The organism is Aliarcobacter cibarius (genome assembly GCF_013372265.1).
GTDB lineage: Bacteria > Campylobacterota > Campylobacteria > Campylobacterales > Arcobacteraceae > Aliarcobacter > Aliarcobacter cibarius.
This window is the reverse complement of the sequence record NZ_CP054051.1, coordinates 746,189-769,926: the sequence shown is the minus strand read 5'-3', so window position 1 is coordinate 769,926 and position 23,738 is coordinate 746,189. Positions and strand designations below refer to the sequence as shown.

23 protein-coding genes are annotated in these 23,738 nt (G+C 25.7%); 8 read left to right on the top strand and 15 right to left on the bottom strand.

Annotated features, from left to right (window positions below; translation table 11 throughout):
- The 6 genes from gyrA to ACBT_RS03730 form a co-directional block, all read right to left on the bottom strand.
- Positions 1-2,577: a DNA gyrase subunit A gene (gyrA, locus tag ACBT_RS03755; RefSeq protein WP_024775421.1), complete on the bottom strand. Its 2,577-nt coding sequence runs from the start codon at positions 2,575-2,577 to the stop codon at positions 1-3.
- 146 nt (positions 2,578-2,723) lie between these two features.
- Positions 2,724-2,939: a YdcH family protein gene (locus ACBT_RS03750; RefSeq protein WP_024775422.1), complete on the bottom strand. Its 216-nt coding sequence runs from the start codon at positions 2,937-2,939 to the stop codon at positions 2,724-2,726.
- A 57-nt stretch (positions 2,940-2,996) separates the two neighbouring features.
- Positions 2,997-4,178 (bottom strand): bifunctional glutamate N-acetyltransferase/amino-acid acetyltransferase ArgJ, encoded by a 1,182-nt coding sequence (gene argJ / locus ACBT_RS03745; protein WP_024775423.1) that lies wholly within the window; start codon positions 4,176-4,178, stop codon positions 2,997-2,999.
- A gap of 3 nt (positions 4,179-4,181) precedes the next feature.
- Positions 4,182-5,309 (bottom strand): potassium channel family protein, encoded by a 1,128-nt coding sequence (locus tag ACBT_RS03740; RefSeq protein WP_024775424.1) that lies wholly within the window; start codon positions 5,307-5,309, stop codon positions 4,182-4,184.
- Positions 5,310-5,330: 21 nt separating this feature from the next.
- Positions 5,331-5,519, bottom strand: a complete 189-nt coding sequence (gene rpmB, locus ACBT_RS03735; RefSeq protein WP_004511166.1) for a 50S ribosomal protein L28 — start codon at positions 5,517-5,519, stop codon at positions 5,331-5,333.
- 63 nt (positions 5,520-5,582) lie between these two features.
- Positions 5,583-6,455 (bottom strand): glycosyltransferase, encoded by an 873-nt coding sequence (locus ACBT_RS03730; RefSeq protein ID WP_024775425.1) that lies wholly within the window; start codon positions 6,453-6,455, stop codon positions 5,583-5,585.
- A gap of 82 nt (positions 6,456-6,537) precedes the next feature.
- Here ACBT_RS03730 and gmhB point away from each other — a divergent pair, with 82 nt between their 5' ends.
- The 5 genes from gmhB to ACBT_RS03705 all read left to right on the top strand — a co-directional run bounded on the left by gmhB (position 6,538) and on the right by ACBT_RS03705 (position 12,030).
- On the top strand, positions 6,538-7,080 hold the full coding sequence (gene gmhB, locus ACBT_RS03725) for a D-glycero-beta-D-manno-heptose 1,7-bisphosphate 7-phosphatase (RefSeq protein WP_201768307.1): 543 nt from the start codon (positions 6,538-6,540) through the stop codon (positions 7,078-7,080).
- Positions 7,070-8,077: an ADP-glyceromanno-heptose 6-epimerase gene (rfaD, locus tag ACBT_RS03720; protein ID WP_024775427.1), complete on the top strand. Its 1,008-nt coding sequence runs from the start codon at positions 7,070-7,072 to the stop codon at positions 8,075-8,077. The genes gmhB and rfaD overlap by 11 nt, the downstream gene beginning before the upstream one ends.
- Positions 8,074-9,507 carry a D-glycero-beta-D-manno-heptose-7-phosphate kinase gene (rfaE1, locus tag ACBT_RS03715; RefSeq protein ID WP_024775428.1) on the top strand — a complete coding sequence of 478 codons (1,434 nt, stop codon included), beginning with the start codon at positions 8,074-8,076 and terminating at the stop codon, positions 9,505-9,507. Before rfaD ends, rfaE1 begins: the two co-directional genes overlap by 4 nt.
- Positions 9,488-10,057 carry a D-sedoheptulose 7-phosphate isomerase gene (gene gmhA, locus ACBT_RS03710; RefSeq protein ID WP_024775429.1) on the top strand — a complete coding sequence of 190 codons (570 nt, stop codon included), beginning with the start codon at positions 9,488-9,490 and terminating at the stop codon, positions 10,055-10,057. The genes rfaE1 and gmhA overlap by 20 nt, the downstream gene beginning before the upstream one ends.
- A 74-nt stretch (positions 10,058-10,131) precedes the next feature.
- A complete protein-coding gene (locus ACBT_RS03705; RefSeq protein ID WP_024775430.1) occupies positions 10,132-12,030 on the top strand; it encodes an LTA synthase family protein in 1,899 nt (632 codons plus the stop codon).
- A gap of 10 nt (positions 12,031-12,040) precedes the next feature.
- On the opposite strand, the gene ACBT_RS03700 is transcribed toward ACBT_RS03705, so the two are convergent.
- The 5 genes from ACBT_RS03700 to ACBT_RS03680 all read right to left on the bottom strand — a co-directional run bounded on the left by ACBT_RS03700 (position 12,041) and on the right by ACBT_RS03680 (position 16,405).
- Entirely contained in the window at positions 12,041-12,988 is a 948-nt protein-coding gene (locus tag ACBT_RS03700) for a glycosyltransferase family 9 protein (protein ID WP_024775431.1), read from the bottom strand.
- Positions 12,981-14,051, bottom strand: a complete 1,071-nt coding sequence (locus tag ACBT_RS03695) for a hypothetical protein (protein ID WP_024775432.1) — start codon at positions 14,049-14,051, stop codon at positions 12,981-12,983. The genes ACBT_RS03700 and ACBT_RS03695 overlap by 8 nt, the downstream gene beginning before the upstream one ends.
- Positions 14,041-14,964, bottom strand: a complete 924-nt coding sequence (locus ACBT_RS03690; RefSeq protein WP_024775433.1) for a glycosyltransferase family 9 protein — start codon at positions 14,962-14,964, stop codon at positions 14,041-14,043. Before ACBT_RS03690 ends, ACBT_RS03695 begins: the two co-directional genes overlap by 11 nt.
- Positions 14,964-15,713 (bottom strand): lipopolysaccharide kinase InaA family protein, encoded by a 750-nt coding sequence (locus ACBT_RS03685; protein ID WP_024775434.1) that lies wholly within the window; start codon positions 15,711-15,713, stop codon positions 14,964-14,966. The genes ACBT_RS03690 and ACBT_RS03685 overlap by 1 nt, the downstream gene beginning before the upstream one ends.
- A gap of 110 nt (positions 15,714-15,823) precedes the next feature.
- Positions 15,824-16,405: a YrbL family protein gene (locus ACBT_RS03680; RefSeq protein WP_024775435.1), complete on the bottom strand. Its 582-nt coding sequence runs from the start codon at positions 16,403-16,405 to the stop codon at positions 15,824-15,826.
- Between the two features lie 200 nt (positions 16,406-16,605).
- On the opposite strand from ACBT_RS03680, the gene ACBT_RS03675 reads away from it, so the two are divergent.
- Positions 16,606-18,252 (top strand): phosphoethanolamine transferase, encoded by a 1,647-nt coding sequence (locus tag ACBT_RS03675; RefSeq protein WP_024775436.1) that lies wholly within the window; start codon positions 16,606-16,608, stop codon positions 18,250-18,252.
- A 29-nt stretch (positions 18,253-18,281) separates the two neighbouring features.
- Here the strand turns inward: ACBT_RS03675 and ACBT_RS03670 are convergent, their stop codons facing one another.
- Complete coding sequence (locus ACBT_RS03670; RefSeq protein ID WP_024775437.1) at positions 18,282-19,379, bottom strand: glycosyltransferase family 4 protein; 1,098 nt, start codon at positions 19,377-19,379, stop codon at positions 18,282-18,284.
- A complete protein-coding gene (locus ACBT_RS03665; protein WP_024775438.1) occupies positions 19,369-20,112 on the bottom strand; it encodes a glycosyltransferase family 2 protein in 744 nt (247 codons plus the stop codon). Before ACBT_RS03665 ends, ACBT_RS03670 begins: the two co-directional genes overlap by 11 nt.
- Positions 20,113-20,198: 86 nt before the next feature.
- Here ACBT_RS03665 and ACBT_RS03660 point away from each other — a divergent pair, with 86 nt between their 5' ends.
- Positions 20,199-21,269, top strand: coding sequence for a glycosyltransferase (locus ACBT_RS03660; protein WP_024775439.1), 1,071 nt, complete (start codon positions 20,199-20,201; stop codon positions 21,267-21,269).
- A 19-nt stretch (positions 21,270-21,288) separates the two neighbouring features.
- On the top strand, positions 21,289-22,302 hold the full coding sequence (locus ACBT_RS03655) for a glycosyltransferase (RefSeq protein WP_024775440.1): 1,014 nt from the start codon (positions 21,289-21,291) through the stop codon (positions 22,300-22,302).
- Between the two features lie 9 nt (positions 22,303-22,311).
- On the opposite strand, the gene ACBT_RS03650 is transcribed toward ACBT_RS03655, so the two are convergent.
- Together ACBT_RS03650 and ACBT_RS03645 are read right to left on the bottom strand one after the other, a co-directional pair.
- Entirely contained in the window at positions 22,312-22,905 is a 594-nt protein-coding gene (locus ACBT_RS03650) for a YrbL family protein (protein ID WP_169729047.1), read from the bottom strand.
- A gap of 12 nt (positions 22,906-22,917) precedes the next feature.
- Positions 22,918-23,730, bottom strand: a complete 813-nt coding sequence (locus ACBT_RS03645; RefSeq protein ID WP_024775442.1) for a glycosyltransferase family A protein — start codon at positions 23,728-23,730, stop codon at positions 22,918-22,920.
- Positions 23,731-23,738 lie beyond the last annotated feature (8 nt).

Sequence of the window (23,738 nt, the reverse complement as noted above, 5' to 3'; positions counted from 1 at the left end):
TTATTCTTCCTCATTATTTTCTAAATTTTCATTATTATCTAATAAACTTAAAAGATTTGAATCTTTTTCTTCATGTTCAATTATTTCACCATCTTCGTTATATCTAATCACATTTCCATTTTCATCAAGTTCTATCTCTTCATCTTCTTTTGGACATTTTGCAATCGATACAACTTTATCATCTTTATCTACATTTACAATAATTACTCCAGAAGTATTTCTTCCAGCTTTTCTAATTGTTTGCATATCAACTCTAATCATTTTTCCAATCGAAGTTAAAAGCATTAAATCTTGAGTATCATCAACCAGAACTTCACCAACAATATTTCCAGTTTTTGGAGATAATTTCATAGCAATTACCCCAGAACCTGCTCTATTTGTTAATCTATATTCTTCAACAGTTGTTCTTTTTCCAATCCCTTTTTCAGAAACTGTTAAAATCTCTTGTTCTTCACTATTAATAACATCTGCATCTACAACAAAATCTGTATCAATTTTAAATTTAATACCTCTAACACCTCTTGTACTTCTTCCTTGGTCTCTTGTTTTATCAAGTTCAAATCTAATACATTGACCAAGACTTGTAAATATCATTATATATTGAGTTTGTATATCAGCAATTTTTGCAGTAACAATTTCATCTGCATCATCAAGAACAATTGCTCTTACACCATTACTTCTAATATTTGAGAACTCATTTAATGATGTTCTTTTTATAATACCATTTCTTGTAAAGAATACTAAAGATTTAGATTCATCAAAGTCAGGTGTTGGAATAATTTCCATAATTTTTTCATCAGGTCTTAAATTGATTAAATTTACAACAGCTTTTCCTTTAGCAATTCTACTTCCTTCTGGAATTTTATAAACTTTTAACCAATATAATTGCCCCATATTTGTAACAAACATTAAGGTATCATGAGTATTACTTACAAAGAATCTTTCAATAAAGTCATCATCATGAGTTGTTACGGCAACTTTACCTTTTCCACCTCTTTTTTGTTTTTCATAAGCTTTTATAGGTACTCTTTTTACATAACCATTATGAGTAATTGTAACAACCATAGGCTCATTTGGTATTAAATCTTCAACATCTATCTCATCATAAGAATCTTCAATCTCTGTACGTCTTGGATTTGAAAACTTCTCTTTTATTTCAGTTAATTCTTCTTTTATAATTTCATTTAATTTTTCTTCACTTCTTAAAATTGCTTCTAGTTCAGCTATTAAAATCATTAATTCATTATATTCAGCATCAAGCTTATCTCTTTGAAGACCTGTTAATCTTCCAAGTCTCATATCTAAAATAGCTTGTGATTGAATATGACTTAAATTAAATCTTACTTCTAATCTCTCTTTTGCATCGGCATCATTTGAACTAGATCTTATTATTTTTACAACTTCATCAATATTGTCAACAGCAATTTTTAGACCCTCTAAAATATGTGCTCTTGCTTTTGCTTTCTCTAAATCAAAAATTGTTCTTCTAATAATTACAGTTTTTCTGTGAGATAAAAAAATATTTAAAATTTCTGGAAGATTAAATACTTTTGGTTCTTTATTATAAACAGCAAGTAATATAATTCCAAATGTTGTTTCCATAGGAGTTGATTTATAAAGATTATTTAGAACTATTTCTGCCATAGCTTCTTTTTTAAGCTCAATTACAACTCTAATACCTTCTCTATCTGATTCATCTCTAACTTCAGAAATTCCTTCTATTTGTTTATCTTTTGCTAAGTTTGCAATAAGCTCAATTAATCTAGCTTTATTTACTTGATAAGGAAGTTCATCAATTACAATTATTTCTTTTTTTGCTTTAGTTTCTATGTGATGTTTTGCTCTGATTCTTACACGCCCTCTTCCAGTTGTATAAGCATCAATAATACCTCTTCTACCAAAGATTGTCCCACCAGTTGGGAAATCTGGACCTTGAATAAATTCCATCAAATCAAGGGCTTCAGCACTAGGATTATCAATTAAATGCAAAATTGCATCTAAAAGTTCCCCTAGATTGTGCGGAGGAATTTTTGTTGCCATACCAACTGCAATTCCTTCACTACCATTTAATAAAAGCGTAGGAACTCTTGTAGGAAGAACGGCTGGTTCTTTCATTGTATCATCATAGTTTGGAACAAAGTTTACAGTATCTTTATCTAAATCCCTTAAAACTTCTTCAGCAATTCTAGTCATTCTTGCTTCTGTATATCTCATAGCAGCAGCATTATCACCATCAACTGATCCAAAGTTACCTTGACCATCTACAAGAGGTGCTCTCATTGAAAAACTTTGAGCCATTCTAACTAAAGCATCATAAACAGAACTATCACCATGTGGATGGTACTTTCCAATAACATCTCCAACTATCCTTGCTGACTTCTTATAAGCAGCCTTACTAGTAACGTTTAAATCATGCATCGCATATAAGATTCTTCGGTGTACTGGTTTTAGTCCATCTTTAGCATCTGGTAATGCTCTACCAATAATAACACTCATTGAGTAATCTAAATATGAAGCTTTTACACTATCTTCAATATTTACATTTATAATGTCTTGATTTTCGAAAAGGTTTTCCATAAAAAAAGGCCTTTGTTAAATAAAATTAGAGAGATTTTATCCAAAGTTGGCTTAGTAATAGTTGTTATTATAATTTTAAATTGTATATTAACAAAAAAAGGGCTAGAAGTTATACTTCTAGCCCTTTAATTTGAAAGCTTTTGAGATTATTTTTCAGCTTTATATTTTACTATCATAGAGTAAATTTCATCTTTTAATTTTAATTTCTCTTTTTTCTTAGTTTCAATCGTAAATTGATCAGCATGAGCATTTTCTAAGTTAGTGATTTCGTGATCTAAGTCATTGTGTCTATCAAAAACTCTAGCAAAATGAGCATCTTTTTGTCTTAATTCAGCGATTGCATCTCTATGTTCGTGAAGCATTATCTATCCTTGGTTAAAATTTAAATTTTCAAGATTATATATAAAAAGTTCTTAAAATTAACTTCTATAATCCGCGTTTATTTCTACATACTTATACCCTAAATCACATCCATAAGCCGTAAAACTTTCTTCTCCTAGACCGATATCACAAATAATTTTATATTTATCTTTTTTCAAAACATCTGCTGCTTTTGCTTCAATATTTGCATCAAAACAAATTTCACCTTTATTAAAAACTACAACATCATTATAAGAAATTACTAATTTTTCGTCATCACAAGCTATTTGAGATGCTCCAATTGTAGATGCTATTCTTCCAAAATTTGGATCTTCACCAAAAAGAGCTGTTTTTACTAAAAGAGAGTTTGATAAAGCTTTTGCAGCTTTTATAGCATCTTCTTTTGTTAAAGCATTTTTTACTTCAAAAGCGGCAACTTTTTTCGCACCTTCACCATCTGCAACCATTAACATAGCCATATCAAACATTACAAGTCTTAAAGCTTCAATAAAAGCTTCTTTATTATAAGCATTTGATTTCCCATTTGCTAAAACCATAACTGTATCATTTGTTGATGTATCCCCATCAACTGAAATAGCATTAAAAGTAGTCTCTTTATTTGTATTTAAAGCTTCTTTTATATCTGAATAAGGCGCAGCAGCATCTGTACAAATAAAGCATAACATAGTTGCTAAATTAGGATTTATCATCCCAGCACCTTTTGCAACAGCCCCAATTTTAAAGGAACTACCATCTTCAAGTTTTACTTCGTACATGCAAGTTTTAGGATATGCATCTGTTGTCATAATAGCACGAGATAAATTTTCTCCATTTTTAGCTGTTAAATCAAATCTTTTAGCTCCTACAACTAATTTTTCAATTGGTAAAGGATTCCCAATAACTCCTGTACTACTCATAACTGGATTTATTAAATCAAAATCAAGTTGTGAAAATAATGTATTTATCGACTCTATACCTTTTCTACCAGTTAATGCATTTGCATTTTTTGAGTTTATCAAAACAAAATTTGTTTTAAATCCTTCTTCATATGCTAAAAAATGTCTTAAAGGAGCTGCTTGAAATTTATTTTCAGTAAAAATTGCTGCAACTGTACATGCTTCTTTAGTATAAATAAATCCTAAGTCATTATTCCCATTTGGTTTAAGACCAGCATGAATTCCATCACAATAAAATCCATCTATTTGATCTATAAAACCTTTTATTGGTAAAATTGTAAACATTATTTATATCTCCTTTGGTTGATTAATTAAATTTAGAACTCTTTTTGCTCTAATTAGCCCTTTTTCTGAACCAACTATTAAAAGTTTTGAGTTTTTATTTATTACTTTATCCCCTTTTGGCAACTGAGTAAAAAAACCATTCTCCTCAGTAACCCCAATAACTGAAATTTTTAAAGTTTCTCTTAAATCCAAATCTCTTAAACTTTTACCAATAATCCATGCACCATCTTTTATAAAAATGTCTTCCATGGCAATTGGACTATCTTTTTTATATAAGAATTCATCTAAAATATTTTCCATATCAGGTCTAATAGCCATAGCGCTTACTCTTTTTGCCATCAAAGAAGGAGTAGCAACAACTTTATCCGCACCTAATTTTTTTAATCTTATTTTCTCATTTAAAGTTTCAGCATTAGATATTATCAAAAAAGGTGCTCTTTCAAGTTCTTTTTCGTAAAGCCTTACAGATGCTATTAAAGTAATATTATCTGAAATATTTTTTGATAATGATATTGCACCTTTTGCAGAACTTAAGTGTGATTTTAAAAATGCAACCTCTTTATATGGTTCTTCTTTTACAAAATATGGATAACCATTCTCTTTTGCAATTTCATCAATATTATCACTAGGATCAACAACAACAAATGGTATATGATTTTCTCTAAATTGTCTAGCAACTTGTGCTGTATATTCGTTGTGATAAAACAAAACAAAGTGCTTTCTTAACCTTGCTATTTTGAAAAGCATTCTTCTCTCCCTTAAAAGTTCTCTTAAATTACCATTAGTAAATACGTCAATTACAATACCCACTGCAAAAATTAGACCTGAGAAGCCAGCGATCATCAAAAATACAGTAAAAATAATTGTTTCATTTTTAAAATTTGATTCGTTTAATGCTCCAAAACCTGTATTGGTTAAAGTATAAGCAGCCTGGAAAATTCCTTGCATAATTGTATAATTTTCAAGATATACATATCCTAATGTTCCAATCATCATTAGTAGTTGTAAAAGAATTAAAGGTAATCGTAAAGGTTTTAATTTTGAATAAATTAATGGGTCTAAATCATATTGAGGTTTGGCTGTTCTAATCTCCCAGCCGAAAGTTTTTTTAAAGCCCGTAAAGAAGCTCATATAAGCACTTTATGTGCTTAATTATGAGTGTTTTTTAAGAGTTCTTAACTCTTTTGCAGAAATTCTTAATTTAGTTGTTGTTCCATCTTCTAGTGTAACTCTTACCGTTCTAATATTTGGTAAAAATCTTCTTCTTGTTCTGTTTTTAGCGTGACTTACGTTGTTTCCAACCATTGGTCCTTTTCCAGAAATTGCACATTTTCTTGACATTTGTCTTCCTTTTTTATAGTGAAAAATATTCGGGTATTGTATCTAAAATATCTTAAGTTATATTTAAATATTTAACAAAATATCATTAAATTTTTCAATATTTTTATCTAAGCTCATTTCAATTGCTATTTCTCTATTTTGTTTTTTTATACTATTCATCTCTTTTTCATCAAATAATATAGCATCTATTTTAAACGGAGTGCTAGGATCACTAGGTTGTTCCATTGTTGCATATACATCTATTATCTCTTTTGCATCATTATTCATTGTTGTGAAAACAACACATTCACAAAACATCGCTTTAATAACAGATGAAGCAATGTTTTTATTATGTGTAGGAAGTAAAAATATATCACTTATTAAATATAATTCATCAACATTATGTTTTGCTACATCTATTTTTATAATTTTATTTTCTAACTTTTGATATTTAGTCAAAGTAAAATCTAAAGCTGCTAATTGCTGTTTACTTCCAGCAATGATTACACTAAAATCCATAAAACTCAAATTTGAAACAATATCTAGAAACTCTTTTATTCCACTATTTTTAAAATTATTTGCTGTAAAAAATATCAATTTCGTATTTATAGGAAGAGAAAATCTTTCGAGAAAATCTTTTTTTAGTAATTTAGGTTCCTTATAAACCATATTTACACTAGGATAAATAACTTTAACTTTTTTATGGTCAATATTTGTTTTTTTTAAAATTAAATTCATAAATGAAAAAGAATTTGCTATAGTAATTTTTGAATTTTTAATTTCTTCTATAGAATCTTCATCTAAATTTCCAGTATGAAAATATATGTCAGCATAATTTTTTTTAGAAAAAAGCTTAAATAAACCGGTTGGTTTCTTTAAAATTTTTATATCTTCACTTTTTTTTATACTATTTATTAAACTATTTTCTGTTTTAAAATATATCGTTTTTTGCTTCATATAATCTCTTTATTTCATTTTTTCAAGAACATTATTATAGTTAAAAGAGCTTTATGTTAATATATAACTGAACAAATAAAGGATTTTTAGAATGCAAAAGAAGATAATCTATCTTGATAGAGATGGAGTTATAAATGAAGATTTTGGTTATGTTTATAAAAGCGATAATTTTAGATTTGTGAATGGTGTTTTTGAAGCTTGTAAAACATTTTTAAATCTGGGTTATGAAATAGTTATTGTTACAAATCAATCTGGTATCGGAAGAGGATATTACACAAAAGAAGAATTCAATACTTTAACAAGCTACATGCTAAATGAGTTTAAGAAACAAGGTATTGATATTTTAAAAGTTTATTTTTGTCCTCATAGTCCAGATGAAAATTGCTTTTGCAGAAAGCCAAAAGAAGGAATGATTTTACAATCTTTAAACGATTTTTCAATAGATTTAGAAAATTCTTGGCTTATTGGTGATAAACCAAGTGACATAGAATGTGCAAAAAATGGTAAAATAAAGAATAAAATTTTAATAAGTAATGAAGAACAGGAAAGTGATGAGTTTTTTACGGCAAAAAACTTAAAAGATAGTTTAAAATATTTAATAAAAGTAGGAAAATATGAAATATAGCAATATAAATTTTAATAAAAAAACGATTTTAATAACTGGTGGTGCTGGATTTATAGGTTCAAATTTGGCTTTTTATTTTCAAAAAAATTACCCTGAATCAAAAGTGGTGGTTTTAGATTGTTTTAGAAGTGGTGAAACTTTTTCAAATGGAAACTTAAAAAGTTTTGGTCATTTCAAAAACTTAATAGGATTTAATGGAGTTGTTATTAGCGGAGATATAAATGATAAGAAATTGTTAAAATCTTTAGAAAATAATTATAGATTTGACTATATTTTTCATCAAGCAGCAATTTCTGATACAACTGCAATAGAACAAGACATTATGATTAAAACAAATGTTAATGCTTATGAAGATTTATTAAAAATTGCGATTAAACATAGAGCAAATATGATTTACGCTTCAAGTGCTGCAACATATGGAGATAGTGATAGGTTTGAAGTTGGTTTTGAAAAACCAAATAATGTTTATGGTTTTTCAAAAGTTATGATGGATAATATTACTTACGAATATTTAAAAAAAGATTTACCAATTTCTATAGTTGGATTAAAATATTTTAATGTTTATGGTCCAAAAGAATATTTTAAAAATAAAACAGCATCAATGGTAGTTCAATTTGGTCATCAAATTTTAAAAGGACTTACTCCAAAACTTTTTGAAGGAAGTGATAAGATATTAAGAGATTTCATATATATTGAAGATATCATTCAAGCAAATATCAAAGCTTGCAAACCTAAAAAATCAGGTGTATATAATGTAGGAACAGGATGTGCTAGAAGTTTTGAAGATATTGTAAGTATATTGCAAAAAGAGCTTGAAATAAACAATGGTAAAGATTATATACCAAATCCTTATATTGGCTCTTACCAATTTTTCACTGAAGCAAATATTTTAACAACTAAAAAATTCTTAGATTATGAACCTCAATTTAGTTTAGAAGATGGGATAAAAGCTTATATCCCAGAAATTAAAAGATTATTTACTGAAGAGGTAAAATGAAATTAAATAAAGAAACAAATATTCTTGTTATTGGCGATCTTATGATAGATCACTATTTATGGGGAAGTTGCGATAGAATCTCACCTGAAGCTCCTGTCCAAGTTGTAAATGTAAAAAAAGAAAGCTCTGTTTTAGGTGGAGCTGGGAATGTAATAAATAATTTAGTTGCACTTGGAAGTAATGTTGATGTAATAAGTGTAATTGGAAATGACAATGTTGCAAATGAATTAAAAAGTTTATTAAAAAATATAAATGTTTCAACTTCAAATTTAATAGTTGAAAACGACAGAAAAACTTCTAAAAAAAGCCGTCTTATAGCATCTCAACAACAAGTTCTAAGATATGACATGGAAAGTATCGATGACATAAATGAAAATAGCTATAAACAAATTATTCAAACTTTAGAAAAAAATATAAATAAATATAGTTCAATAATTTTATCTGATTACGGAAAAGGTGTTTTAACTACAAATTTAACAAAAGATATTATAAAAATTGCAAATAAAAACAATGTAAAAGTTTTAGTTGACCCAAAAGGAAAAGATTATAGTAAATATAAAGGTTCATATACTCTAACTCCAAACAAAAAAGAGGCTATGGAAGCTACAAATATTGATATAAAAGATGAAAGTTCTTTAATTGAAGCTTTAAAAAGTTTAAAAATGCAATGTAACTTAGAAGTTTCTCTAATAACTTTGAGTGAACAAGGTATTGCAATTTTTGATGATGAACTAATTATTAAACCAACAGTTGCAAGAGAAGTTTATGATGTAACTGGTGCTGGAGATACAGTAATTGCTTCAATTGCATTTGCTTTAGGAAATGATTTAGATATAAAAGATGCTATATATTTTGCAAACTTAGCAGCAGGAGTTGTTGTAGGAAAAATTGGAAGTGCAACTGCAACACTTGATGAAATTTATGAATATGAATACAGTTTACATAAGTCAAACTCTACTTCACACATAAAAACTTTTGAAGAAATTAAAGCTTTAGCTTCAAAACTTCATATTCAAGGTAAAAAAATAGTATTTACAAATGGTTGTTTTGACATACTACATGTTGGGCATGTTAAATATTTAGAAGTTGCAAAAAGTTATGGAGATGTTTTAATTTTAGGACTAAATGCAGATAGTAGTGTAAGAAAGTTGAAAGGGCCTTCAAGACCAATAAATACGCAAGATGATAGAGCATATATTTTAGCTTCACTTGAAAGTGTTGATTATGTAGTTATTTTTGAAGAAGAAACTCCATATGAATTAATAAAACTAATCAAACCTCATGTTTTAGTAAAAGGTGGAGATTATGAAGGAAAAGAAGTTGTTGGGCAAGATATAGCAGATGAATTAAAACTTGTTCAATTTGTAGATGGTAAAAGTACAACAAATACAATAAAAAGGATTCAAGAAAATGAAAAATGCAATAATTAAAGAATTTTTAGCTCATCAAGAAACAATAGCAACTGTAATAGAAACTATGCAAGAACCTCTTTTAGAAGCTTCAAAACTTGCAGTTGAAACTTTAAGAGCTGGAAATAAAATTTTACTTTGTGGAAATGGTGGAAGTGCTGCCGATGCACAGCATATTGCAGCAGAATTAACTGGAAGATATAAAACTGAAAGAAGAGGTCTTCCTGGAATTGCTCTTACAACAGATACAAGTGCATTAACAGCTATTGGAAATGATTATGGATATGATAGAGTTTTTGATAGACAAGTTGAAGCATTAGCAAATAAAGGTGATTTATTAATAGGAATTTCTACTTCTGGAAACTCTAAGAATGTAATAAATGCTTTAAAAGTTGCGAAAGAAATTGGATGTAAAACTTTGGGATTAACAGGAAGAGATGGTGGAGCTATGAATGAACTTTGTGATATAAACTTAGTTGTTCCTTCAAATGATACACCAAGAATTCAAGAGATGCATATTCTTTTTGCTCATACTATTTGTCAAATTATTGATAATGAATTAAGTAACTAAATTAAAATTCATTTCTTCAAAGTATCAAATAATATAATCTTATTTGATACTTATCATTTTAAATAAGAGGTTTTATGAAACTTATTAAAGAACTTATAAAAGTTTATTTTGTTTTTGTTGCAGTTTTTTTTGTTGGTAGATTATTTTTCTACTTATTACATATGGAAAGATTTAACGATATATCATTTTCTGAATCGATGTTAACATTCATTTATGGTTTAAGAATGGATACTATTATTATATCAATTATGTTAGCCATCCCTACATTAGCTTTATGCTTATCACCTAAGATATTTTCTAAATTTATTTCAAAATTATTAAATATTTATATTTTATCTTTTTTAATTTTGGCTGTTTTCATAGAGTGTGCCTCTTTTCCTTTTTTTGCGCAGTATGATTTAAGACCAAACTATTTGTTTATAGAGTATTTGGAATATCCCCAAGAAGTAAGCTCTTTACTTTTTAAAGATTATAAATTCCAATTTATTGGAGCATTTCTAATAATCTCTTTAGTAGTAACTTTATATATAAAATCTAAATTTATAAATTTTGAAAATGTTTTTCAACAAAGTTATCTATCAAGAATTTTAATGCTTTTACCAATTTTACTAGTTTTATTTATAGGAATTCGTTCATCACTTGGGCATAGACCAGTAAATATATCTGATGCTCTTTATAGTACAAATCGAGTTATAAACGAAATAACAAAAAACTCTTTACACTCTCTTGGCTATGCTTATTATTCAAATAAAAAAACTGAAAACAATATTGCAAAATATGGAAAAATTGATATTAAAGAAGCATATAAACTTGTTTCATCAGCTATTGGAGTTGAATACAAAGATGAAAAAAGACCTTTTTATAGAGAAGTTAAATCCAAACTAGATTCAAAAAAACAAAAAAATCTTGTAATATTTATACAAGAAAGTATGGGTGCACAATTCACAGGTTTTATAGGAAATAATACTCTTACTCCAAATTTAGATAAATTGGCTAAAGATTATATATCTTTTACTAATCTATATTCAAATGGTACAAGAAGTGTAAGAGGATTAGCTGCACTTACTAGTGGAACATTACCTATTCATGGTGTTGAAGTAATTAAAAGAAATAAATCACAACAAGACTATTTTACAATAGCTAGTTTACTAAAACCTTATGGCTATAAATCAAGTTTCATATATGGTGGAGAAGCTAGATTTGACAATATGAAAAGTTGGTACTTAGGAAATGGTTTTGATGAAGTAATAGAACAAAAAGATTATGAAAACCCAATTTTTACTAGTACTTGGGGAGTTAGTGATGAAGATTTAGTTATAAAAGCAAATGAGAAATTTAGATCTCACTATGCAAATAAAGAAAATTTTGTAAGTGTAATGTTTAGTTCTTCAAATCATATGCCATTTGAACTTCCTGAAGGAAAAATTGAGTTTGAAAAAAATTTTCCTAAAGCTAGTGTTGAAAATGCTATAAAATATGCTGATTTTGCAATAGGAAAATTCTTTGAACTTGCTAAAAAAGAGGCTTATTTTAAAAATACTGTTTTTGTAGTTATTTCTGACCATAATGTAAGAGTATATGGAGATCAAATAGTTCCAATTGATATGTTTCAAATTCCAGCTGTAATAATAAGTGATAACATTCCACCTCAAATATTTAGTAGATTAACTTCTCAACCTGATGTTTTAGCTACTGCATTAGATTTAATAGGTATTGATTTATCTTATCCTATTCTTGGAAATTCAATATTTAAAGACAATAAGAAAGATATAAACCTAATGTTATTTGATGAAATTTATGCTTATAGGAAAGAAGATAAAGTAGCCATTTTAGTACCAAATATGCCAATAAAAACTTATTTATACAAAGAGAAAAAACTAATAGAAATAGAAGAAAATCCTATCTTAGAAAAAGAAGCTTTGGCTTTGATTTATGTTTTAGATGATATGTATAAAAATAAAACTTTTAAGTAGACTAGAAGATCTATTCTTCTAGTTTTGAAATTGAACTCATCACATCATTAGCTGTAACTAACTTCATACAATTGTGATGCTTAAGCGGACACTCTCTTTTCATACAAGGTGCACAATCTAAATTTTTTGTTACAATCAAACCATTTTTATCATTTTTCCATTGATTTGTCTCTGTAAACTTTGTTGGTCCAAAAATTGCTACAGTTTTTACTTTATAAGCAGCTGCAACATGCATAGGACCACTATCATTTGTAATAAATAAACTTAAACCTGCAATTTTTTCTATAAGTTCAGGAATAGTTGTAAGACCAGCCAAATTTTTATAGTTTAAAATATTGTTTTTTATTAATTCATTTTCTATATCTTTTGCTATATCAGTTTCTGAAGGTCCTCCAAAAATTACAATGTCATACTTTGAGGCTAAAGTTATTGCAACCTTTGCAAACTCTTCTGGATACCATCTTTTTGCACTTCCATATGTAGCTCCAGGATTTATTCCTAAAGTTGGTTTTGAATACAAAAATGGTTTAAAATATAATTTCAGATCCCCTACTTCATTTTTAAGTTTTAAAACTTTATTTATGAAATCATTGTATCTTATACATAAATGTATCTCTTCTTTTGTAAGTCTTTTATAGTTAAATTTATTTTTTGCTTTTATAAAGAACATCATAAATTTTGAAGAGAAACTTCTTCTAAATGATATTGCCAAATCAACTTTTCCAATCGATTTTGCCAAAGAAATTAAATTTTTATATCTATTACCACTTTTTTTAGTATTATCCACTATAATTTTTTCAATATTTGGATAACCTTGAAAAGCTTGCGTTGAAACAAAAGAGCCTAAAAGAGTAATTTTTGCTTCTGGATATGTTTTTATTATATTTTGTATAGCTGGAGTTGCCATTATTGCATCTCCAAGCCATGAAGGGATTTCAATAAATATTTTCTTAATCATTCTTAATCATTTCCTTAAAAGCATAAAATTGAGGATATTTTAAAATTTTTCCATCTCTATTATCAACCAATCCATATCCAGGAGAAATTAATTGATGCCAATAGACTCTTTTTATTTTTTTTGATTCATATGCAATTTTAAAATATTCCAACATATATTTTGTATAGTCATCACAATTAACACACTCTTTTTCACTTGTAGGTGCGTATGGAGCTGTATTTGAAATTGGCCAATTAACTTCAGTTATATAAATATCTTCGCTTTTTACTTTAGGACTTAGCTTTACTAAAGAGAAAAGCATATCTATTTTATTTTTTAAATCAAATATTCCATATTGAGTATTTTGTGGGCCACCCCTTCTATCAACATAAAGAAGTGCCGAAGTTATATCATATTTTAGTTTTTTTAGATTAAACATAGCTCTTGCATTATAATAATATTCAAAGTCTATAACGCTAGGTCCTAAAAGTTTTATATTTGGGTATTTCTCTTCTTTTAAATTTTGAGCTACCATATAAAAATTTATAAATTCTACTGTACTAAAGAAACCCCATTTTAATCTATTTATTGTAGTTCCTATTTGAAATTCATTTGATATACCTTCAAACTTTTGAAAAATTAAATCAATATTTTTTTTAAATAGTTCTTTGTTTTCAATATTTAATCTATCTTGAATTACATTAATTAAAATATTTTTTTTCTCATTTTTATTAAAACTTTGAGCAAATTTAACATATAAGTCAAGATTTTTAATATCATTTAAAGGAACTCGAATAATTAGATTTTTAACACCTAACTCATCAACTAATTCTTGCTGAACATTTTTACCATCATCTTTATCAAGATTTACACCAATTCCAATAAAATCTTTTTTTGAAGGTTTAGCTTTTCCTTGAAAAAATTTCATAAAAATAATTGAAATTGGTAAAATAAAGAGAGATGTTAAAAGAAGTTTTAAATTATCTTTTAACTCCTTTTTTCTCATAGCTTTTTTATAAGCTTTATCTCTAATTACATGAGGCTGGTCAGAGTAATTATCCCAAATAAAATGACTATTGGACATCCAAAATCTCTTTTAATCTTTTCTCTATTTGTAAATATTGTTCTTTTGAATAATCTTTATTTATCATAAAATTATTTTGACATTTTTCATCACTTATAGTTGCCCATCTTTTACTACTTGCAAACAGTGTATCTCCAAAAAAAGATAAAGTTTTTGTATTTGTTGCACCAGCTAAATGCATAGGTCCTGTTGAAGTACTAACAAATAAATTACTACTTGCAATAAATTCTGTAAACTTCCATAAAGAAATTTTTGAATCAAAAATAGTAGCTTCAAAATCTAATTTATCTTTTATATACTCTTTTGATTTTTCATCATCAGGTCCGAAACTAAATATTATTTCATAATCACTATCTTTAATACTTCTAGCCAGATTTATATAATCATCTAAACTTAAATTACCATCGCTACTTCCACCAAATCCAGCATGAAAAATCACTTTTTTCTCTTTTTCAACATTAACATTTAAAAGAGGTCTTGTAAAATCTAGCTTTATATCTGGAAAAAGTTTTTTTCCTAAATCAAGATTATATTGCCATTCTGTTTTTTCTACCCTGCTTCTTTTTTGTTTTACTCTTTTATTAAAAAAAAGTTGAGCTATTTTAGTTGCTGGAGCTACTCTTTTTTTTATTTTACTTTTAAAAAGTAATTTTCCAAGAGCAATATCAATGTAAGCACTAATACTTGCATCAAACTTCTTACTTTTTATCTCTTTTTGTGTCTTAGATAAATCATTTTTATCAAATAAAATAACCTCATCTATAAACCCTATCTCTTTTGCAAATTCAAAATTTACTTTACTTACAAGTGCTGTTAATTTAGTTTTTGGATATTGTTCTTTTATTGCTTTAAATAATGGTAAAGTTACTACAAAATCACCTATTTTATCATGCCTTGTGATCAATAAGTTCACTATTTTCTACCTCTAATTTTTCTTTTCATTTCTACAAAATCTTTTAATTTTTTATCACAAGATTTCAATATGCTTATTGCATTATTCTCATCTACATTAGCTAACAAAGAATACTCTTTTGCAATTATTTGTAAATTATCAGAGTCTAACCATAATTTTGCAAAATTATCTAAACCCAATTCTAAATTTATTGGTTTAAACTCCATTCTATTAATATCCACCAAACTAAAATCATACTCATTTTTTTCATTTTTAAATACAAGAATATTACCAGCTGAATAATCTTTATGATAAACACAATTTTTATGAAGATTATAAGTAAATGCTACAAATTTTTTAATAATCTCTTCTCTATCTTTTAAATCAACATTTCTTAGTGGTTCTCTAATAGTAAATAGATAATCTACTTTTTCACTAATAAAAAAACTTTCTTTAAATAAAAAATTTCTATAAAATTCAATGTACCCTATAGGATTAGGTGTATTTATATTTAGCTCTTTAAGTTTTATAGCATTTTGATAAGATTTCTTTGCTTTAGAATCTCTAAAATAGGCATAAACAACTTGATTTACAATGTTTGGTACCTTAAAAGCTTTTACAACTGTTTCTACACCTTTATATTCAATAACTTTTAATTCATTTCTAGCTTTATGTATAGTGTTTGAATTATTTTTAAAATAATCTTTAATATTTAGTAAAAAATCTTTAATATTTTCATAATTCTTATTTAGTTGATACTTTATACTCAATTTCTTCCTTTTCATTAAAAAACATATCTTATCAAAATTTATATTTAATCTATCTAGTCATACAAGTTCATAAACTATATGCCCTAATAATTAAAATAATATTTTTAATTTTATAAACTAGAAGTTTTATACTTTTCTAAATATTTTTTAACAAATTTATCCCATCTTCTATTTATTCTTCTTCTTGCTAAATATTTAATTTTATTTAAAAAAGTAAAATAAGTAACATCACCTAATCCATCAATTAATACTAAATCGAAATCTGTTTCACTATTTTTTCTAAGAAGAATATTTTTAGGCATCATTCCATAATTAAATATTATATAGTTATCTAAAAAATATTGTTTGTAAGTCTCTAACTCTTTTTGATATTTAAAAACTCCGTTCTGTTTTAAATAAAACTCAAATGTTTTAGAAACTTCTCCATTATAGTCTCTTACTAACTCAACTACAAATCCTCTTCCTTTATCCGTTTCTACTTCACCAAAATATTTTGGAAGATGTTTAAAATTTATCATTTTTCTTTTTTCTAATTCTTTATAATACTTTACTTCTAATTTTGTTTGTTTACTCTCTTTTCTATTATTATTTTCATAAGTAATTTTTATTGCTTTATTACAATCTTCAGGATGAACATAACAAGCTCGTTCATTTCCTTTTCCAATAAAATTTTCATCTTTTAATACTATCAATTACTTCTCCCTTCTTAAACTATTAAACATATCATATTTTATGTGAAATTTAGAATTTAATTATATCTTTTCCACTATTCATTTGAACTTTATAATCTCTAAAATAAATTATATCTTTTGAATCCATTTTCTTTTATTTAAGGAAATATTATATATATATTTATAATAATTCTTGCTTTTATTTGTAGAAGGGATTATCAATGAAAAATAATTTTATAAAGTTTACTTACAATATCTTATTAGCATTTATTATAACTTTACTATTTGTAAGTTTTGACCAAATATTTAGACTCTATAATAATATTTTAGTTTTTAATTTAGATTTTAAATCTTTCTTAGAACAATTTTTTATAAATTTATTAATCGTTTCCATTGTTAAAAGTAGAGCTATTTTTGTAGTTTATATAATATTAGCAACATTTGTATGGTTTCAACTTTTACACTTCTCATATTTTGGAACTTGGATTTTTCCTTTAGAATATATGTTATTCTTTACAAAATTCAAAGAAGTATTTGATACATTTAAATCTGTTACAAATATAACTATTATCCCAACAATTATGTTCTTTATATTATTGATTTCTATTTACTATTTACTAAAAAAGTATGAAGAAAAAAGATTAAAAATTCGTTATTTATCTTACATCTTGATTATTGCAATTTTCATAAATCCAATTAATTTATATCTAAAAGACAATACAAGAAAAGGTCATCGTCCATCAGTAGAATATTATCAAATAAAAAATTCATATTTATCAATTAGTCATCTTTTTGCAATTATTTTACCTAAAAAATTTTTATCAAATTACAGTGGATTAGAACAACCTGTTGTTCCTACTCCAAATATTATTTTAAATAATCCAGACATAAATGTAGTTGTAATAATGGGAGAAAGTGCAAATAGAAATTTCATGTCTTTATATGGTTATCATATAAAATCTACACCCTATTTAGAAAGTTTAAAAAATGATAAAAATTTTATTTATAAAGATGCTATATCTTCAGGAGTAGTAACAGATGTAGGAATTCCTAATTTTTTTAATATGATAAAACAACCAGATGGAGTTCCTCAAGCTATATCTCAAAATACTTGTATGTTTAAAATGGCAAAAGAAAATGGTTTCCAAACATATTTCTACTCTGCACAAGCACAAGATCAATTAGCTCAGCTAAAAAGCTATTTATGTACTAATTTTATTGATGATTATTTTGATGGTACTAATTTAACTAAAGATACAGGAACTCCAGCATTTGATGAGTATTTAATCACAAAAATAGATGATATTGATTTTTCAAAACCTAGTTTTATAGCACTGCATCAAAGAGCTTCTCATAGTCCATTTTATGATACATATCCTAAAGAATTTGAAATTTATAACAAAGATAATATTGAAGATAAAACATTAAATCAAAATCTTATTAATTATTTAAATTCTGTTCGTTATACAGACTATGTTATAGAAAATATAATTAAAAAAATTAGTGAAAAAACAAATCGTCCAACATATTTTATATTTACTTCAGATCATAGTACAAGTATGGAGAAAAATCGAAATGGGCATGGAAGATTAGATTTTGATTCTGTTTGGCAAATTCCATTTTTTGTTTATGGAATAAATAATCCAGAAAATTTAAGTAATTATTTTCAAGATTTTCCATACATTTCACATTATCAAATTGGGAATTTAATAAGTTATCTTTTAGGATATCAAAAACAATATGAATATTTTAATACAAAAGAGGATTATTATGTTTGTGGTGCGGATATATCAGGATTTGATGGAATTCTAAAAATTTCTTTTGATAAAGAAAATAATCTAACTAAAGATTTTAATTTTATAAAGTAGTAAATTTTTGCTACTTTATAACTCTTTATTTAAACTTCTTTTATAACTTCAATTAATTTTTTAAACTGTTTTTGGCTATCAAACTCTAAATCAACTTTTCTCTTTGCTTCTAAAACTAAAGTATCTTTTAATTTTTTATCATGGTAAAGTTTTTCTATTTTCATACAAAGATCTTCCACATTCTCATTTCCAAATAACAAACCATTTAAACCATCATCAATTATTTCTAAAAAACCACCACTTTTTGAAGCAATAACAGCCGTTTGATTCTTCATGGCCTCAATTACAACTAAACCAAAAGTTTCATTTTTTGAAGCAGCAACAATAACATCACAAATTTGCATAAATTTACTAGGTTCATTTACAAAACCTAAAAAATTAACTTCTTTCTCAAGATTATAACTTTTTACTTTTTGCTTTAAAAAGTTTAAATATTCTTCATTCATTGCATGTCCAACAAAATAAACTTTTATATCTAAGTTTTTTATTTTTAATCTTTTTAAAGCTTCAATCAAAAGATATTGCCCTTTTGCTTCATTTATTCTACCTACAAAACCTACTATAAAAGAATTTTCTGTATTTAATTTCTCTTTATAAACCTTTAATTCATCTTCTGCAAATTCTTTTACATTCTTAGCACCTAAATATAGTACTTTTACTTCAGGTCTAATATTTTCTGGAATAAACTTATTTATCTGATTTCCTAAAGCCTTTGTAACGCAAATTATCATATCTATATTTTTATACAAAAACTTATGGTAAAAATCATTCTTAAATCTTGTCATTGTCATATGTCTAGTTTGAACAATTTTTGGTTTTCTTTTTGATAGAAGTTTTGCAAATACCACAATTGGAATATCTTTTGTCCAGTGAATATGAATTAGATCAATTTTGTTTTCATCAATAATACTAGCTAAGTTTCTTGAAGAAAAAAAAGAAAAACCAGTTTTCCTTTTTATCTCTACAACTTTTAAATCATCTAAAAAAGGTTTCAACTTAGATTTATTTGAAATAGTACAAAGAACATTGAACTCTTTTGAAAGTTCTCTTGAACAATTTTGCATATAAAGTTCTAATCCACCTAAATCAGGAGACAAACAAACTTCTAAAATATTTTTATTTTCCATTTCTCTGCATATCCAACATAATAGCATACTTCATATATGAACTATATGCTGAAATTACAGCTACATTCCAACCATTAATACCATGAAATGCACCACCTTTTAATACTAAAGCTTTAAATAAAGCACCTAAGCCATGAATTATTGGATCAAAAACTGATGCTTTTTTGCCTTCTTCATGAGCTAAAATTGCCCCTCTTTTTATAAATTTTTCAGTTGTTCTTATCATGTGTATATAATCATCATAAGAGTAATGTAACATATCAGCTTTTAAATTACAAACATTTTTTGTTTCAACTCTAGCATGACCCTTTGCAGTTGAGAAACCACATTTTTTACGATTATAAAGTCTTACAACTCTATCTGGATACCAAAGCTTTATATAATTTTTCCCAACAAACGTTTTCCTAGCAAATGAGTATCCATCATAAGAACTGTTTTCTAAATCTAATTTTTTTATCTCTTCTATAGCATTTAAATCTAATCTTTCATCAGCATCTATACTTAAGATCCAGTCATTTGAAGCATAAGGTGCTCCAAATGCTTTTTGTGGCCCATCTCCAAGATAAGCTTGCTTTATAACTTTTGCACCTAAACTTTCTGCAATTTCACAAGTTCTATCACTACTTAAAGAATCAACAACTAAAACTTCATCACATACAGTTTGAACTGATTTTATAACGGCTTCAATATTTTTTTCTTCATTGAGTGTAATAATATTTGCTGTAATTTTCAAAAATAACCTTTGTACTATTAATATAGTTTATATTATATAGAAAATTTAATTTAATTAAGATACAATCCCTATTTTATGAGGTGATTATGAAACAAAAAACAGCTATTATTTGTCTATCAAGAGTGAATGGAGGAATGGAACTTGCATCAGTAAAATTAGCAAGACTTCTAAGCCAAGATTTAGAAGTAGAATTTATCGCCAGAGATAATAGCTATATAGTTAATAGAAAAGAGCATTTTGAAAACTACAATGTAAAAGTTCATATTGTAGAATTTTCATCTAATTTTAGTTTTAAACTTATTTTTAAAATACGAAAAATCCTAAAAGAAAATAATATTAAAAATGTAATTTTTCTAGGTGCCTCAGAAATGAAATCAATATATTTTGCTACTTTAGGTCTAAATATTAATTTCATAATTAGACAAGGTTCAAAAAAAACAACTTCAAAAAAAGATTTTTTTCATAAACTTCTTTATAGCAATGTAAACTATTTTGTAGGAAATTGTGAATATATGAGAAAAAATATTATTAATATTCTTCCAATCCCTAAGAATGCAACTGTTACAAGGATATATTCATCTTTAAAATTGCAAGAAAATGTAAATTTTAAAGCTTTAAACAATACAATAGATTTAGTTCATGTAGGAAGAATAAATAAGGGAAAAGGTCAGTTTGAAGTAATAAAAGCATGTGAAATTTTAAAAGAAAACAATGTACCTTTTACAATAAAATTTTTAGGAGACATTCAAGATAAAAATTATTTTGAAACTATGAAAAATTATCTAGAAAATTCTTCTTTAAAAAATCATGTTGAATTTATTGGTTATACTTCAGAGGTAAAAGAGTATTTACAAAAAAGTGATATTTTCATCTTTCCAAGCTTAGGAGAAGGAATGAGTAATGCAATAATTGAAAGTTTAGGCTTTGGTCTTATTCCTATAATTTATGACGATACTTCTTCGAGTGAATTTAAAGACTTAGGATTTCATATTCATTTAACAAAAGAAAATAATGTTGAAAACTTAAAAGAAATTCTATTAAAAGTTGTAATAAATTTTGAGGAAGAAAAACTCAAAGCAAAAGATAATCATGAAAAAGCATTAAATATTTTTGCTCCAGAAAGAGAAAAAAAAGAGTATATGAATTTATTAGTATAAAATTGAAAGAGAGTAAAAAATGTCAAATAAAGAAATTTTTATAAGTGTGGTAATTCCTGTCTATAATTCTGAATTATACATAGATGAATGTTTACAAAGTATCTTAAAACAAACTATAGTTGAAAATATAGAGTTAATTTGTGTAAATGATGGTAGCAGTGATAGTTCATTAGATATCTTAAATATGTACAAAACAAAATTTCCAAATATGATAATAATTGATCAAAAAAATGCTGGTTCAGCAATAGCAAGAAATAATGGACTGCAAATAGCAAATGGAGAATATGTATACTTTGTAGACAATGATGACTATTTAGCAAATGATAATTGTTTAAATGAGTTATACAGAATTGCAAAAAAAGCATCTTTAGATATCCTTAACTTTAATCATTTAATTTTAAAAAATAACTCTTTAAAAAAATTCTCTATAAATAGAGAAAATAACAAAATCTATACAGGAAAAGAATATCTTTCAACTGCGGAAAAAGGAAATATTACTAATACTCCTTGGGATAAACTTTTAAAAAAAAGTTATTTAAAAGAAATTAACTTTGGTTACACTTCTGGGGTTATTTCTGATGATGCAGAATCTTTATTAAGACTTTTTTATGATGCTAAAAAAGTATCATTCATAGATAATTATGCTTATGTTTATAGGATTAGACCAAATTCTGTTATGACTGGTGAAAAAACAGAAAAATATATTATCAGTACAAAAAAAATATTAGAAACTTATACTTATTATTATGATTTAGAAGAAGATAAAGGTATTAAAAGATTTATAAAAAGTTTAATTTTCAATAGATTAGTATCATATTACGAACTTATATTAGCAAATAAAGAGTTCACAAATAAATATATAGATGATTATAATATGTATAAAACAAAATACTTAAATAAATTAGAGAAGTTTTTTATTCAAAATGAAGAGAATTATTTAAATAAATTCAAAAATTCAAAATCTAAACTTGCAAAGAAAATAAACTTAAATTATTTAATTAGAAGATTTAGAAAAAGATATTTGAAAAATTGATAATTTAAACTAGTTTTTTAAAGTTGAAGCTTTTGATTTTTCACAGTTTTTGATAAAAAGCTTCCACTGTTTTTTTATCTTATACTTGGTATATAATTTACTTTTCATATAAAGAGATAGTTTTATACTATCTCTTCTAGCTCCTAATCCATCATAAATTATTAATGTATATTTATCTTCACTAACTTTTTTGCAAAATAAATTTTGGGTATTACAGTCAATAAATAATATTTGATTATTTTCTAAAAAATTCTTTAAATTGTTTAATAATTTTTTTTCTTGATCTTCTGAAAAAAAATGTTTTTTTAAATAATATTTAAAATATTTTGAATCTTTTCCATCATAATCAATTACTCTTTCAAATACTAAACCCTTTCCTAAATTTGTATCTATATATCCAAAACATTTTGTTATATTGGAAAAATCTCTATTTTTTTTAGTTAAGAAATCATAATACTTAAATTCTAATTCATTTTGGAAGTTATGCTTACTTAATCCTGGTTTCAAAATTTTTATAACTTTATTATCATCATGTGGATGTATATAAACTAGTCTTTCTCCACCTTCACCCAACAAAAAATCTTCTTTTAACTCAATAATCATTATATAAAATTCCTATAAACTAATTTTTCTTTTTAAAAATATTTTTATATTAGTAAATATTCTCTTTGAAATAGGCATTTTAAATTTATCATATAAGTTATAGCTATCAAAAACGTTTTTTAAATATTTATCATTAGAATATTTATTTTTACTATATAAAGTTTCATTCTGAGTATCTTCAATTGTTTCTAATCTTGTAAATTCTTTTTTATTTTGAAAAAGTATTTTAGACTTTTTATTGTTCATTAAAGTCATAGCTTTAAACCATATATCATCTGCATTTGGTGCTAATCTAGAAAATAAACTTTCATCTAATATATCTTTATAAAAGCAATTAGGTGGATATAAAACACCTCCTGCACCTGTAGGAAGAATATCATAATCTTCTGAGAAATCTTGTGTTCTTCTATCCCATTTACTATACTTCTTTAAACTATTGTTAATATTAAAACGTATTTTATGCCCTCTTCCACAAATAACTGTATTTGGAAATTTTAAATGCTCAGCATATAATTTTTCTATTAAATCATCCTTATATAAAATATCATCATCAAATGTAATAATTATCTCTTCAGAATATAATTTTAGAGTTGGAATTAATTTTTTATAAGATTTCAAATCTTTACAAAACTTAATTTCTATTAAGTTATTAGTATGTAAAGCTAATAAGTCTTTAGGTATATTATCGAAATTAAACTCATCTTCAGCCAACCACAAAATTATTTTATCTGCTTTCTTTGTCTGATTAAGAATTGTTTTTAAAGTTAGGTCAACACTATTTATTCTGCTACCATATGTTGTTAAAGATGCAATTATTTTTTTCATTTTGATTC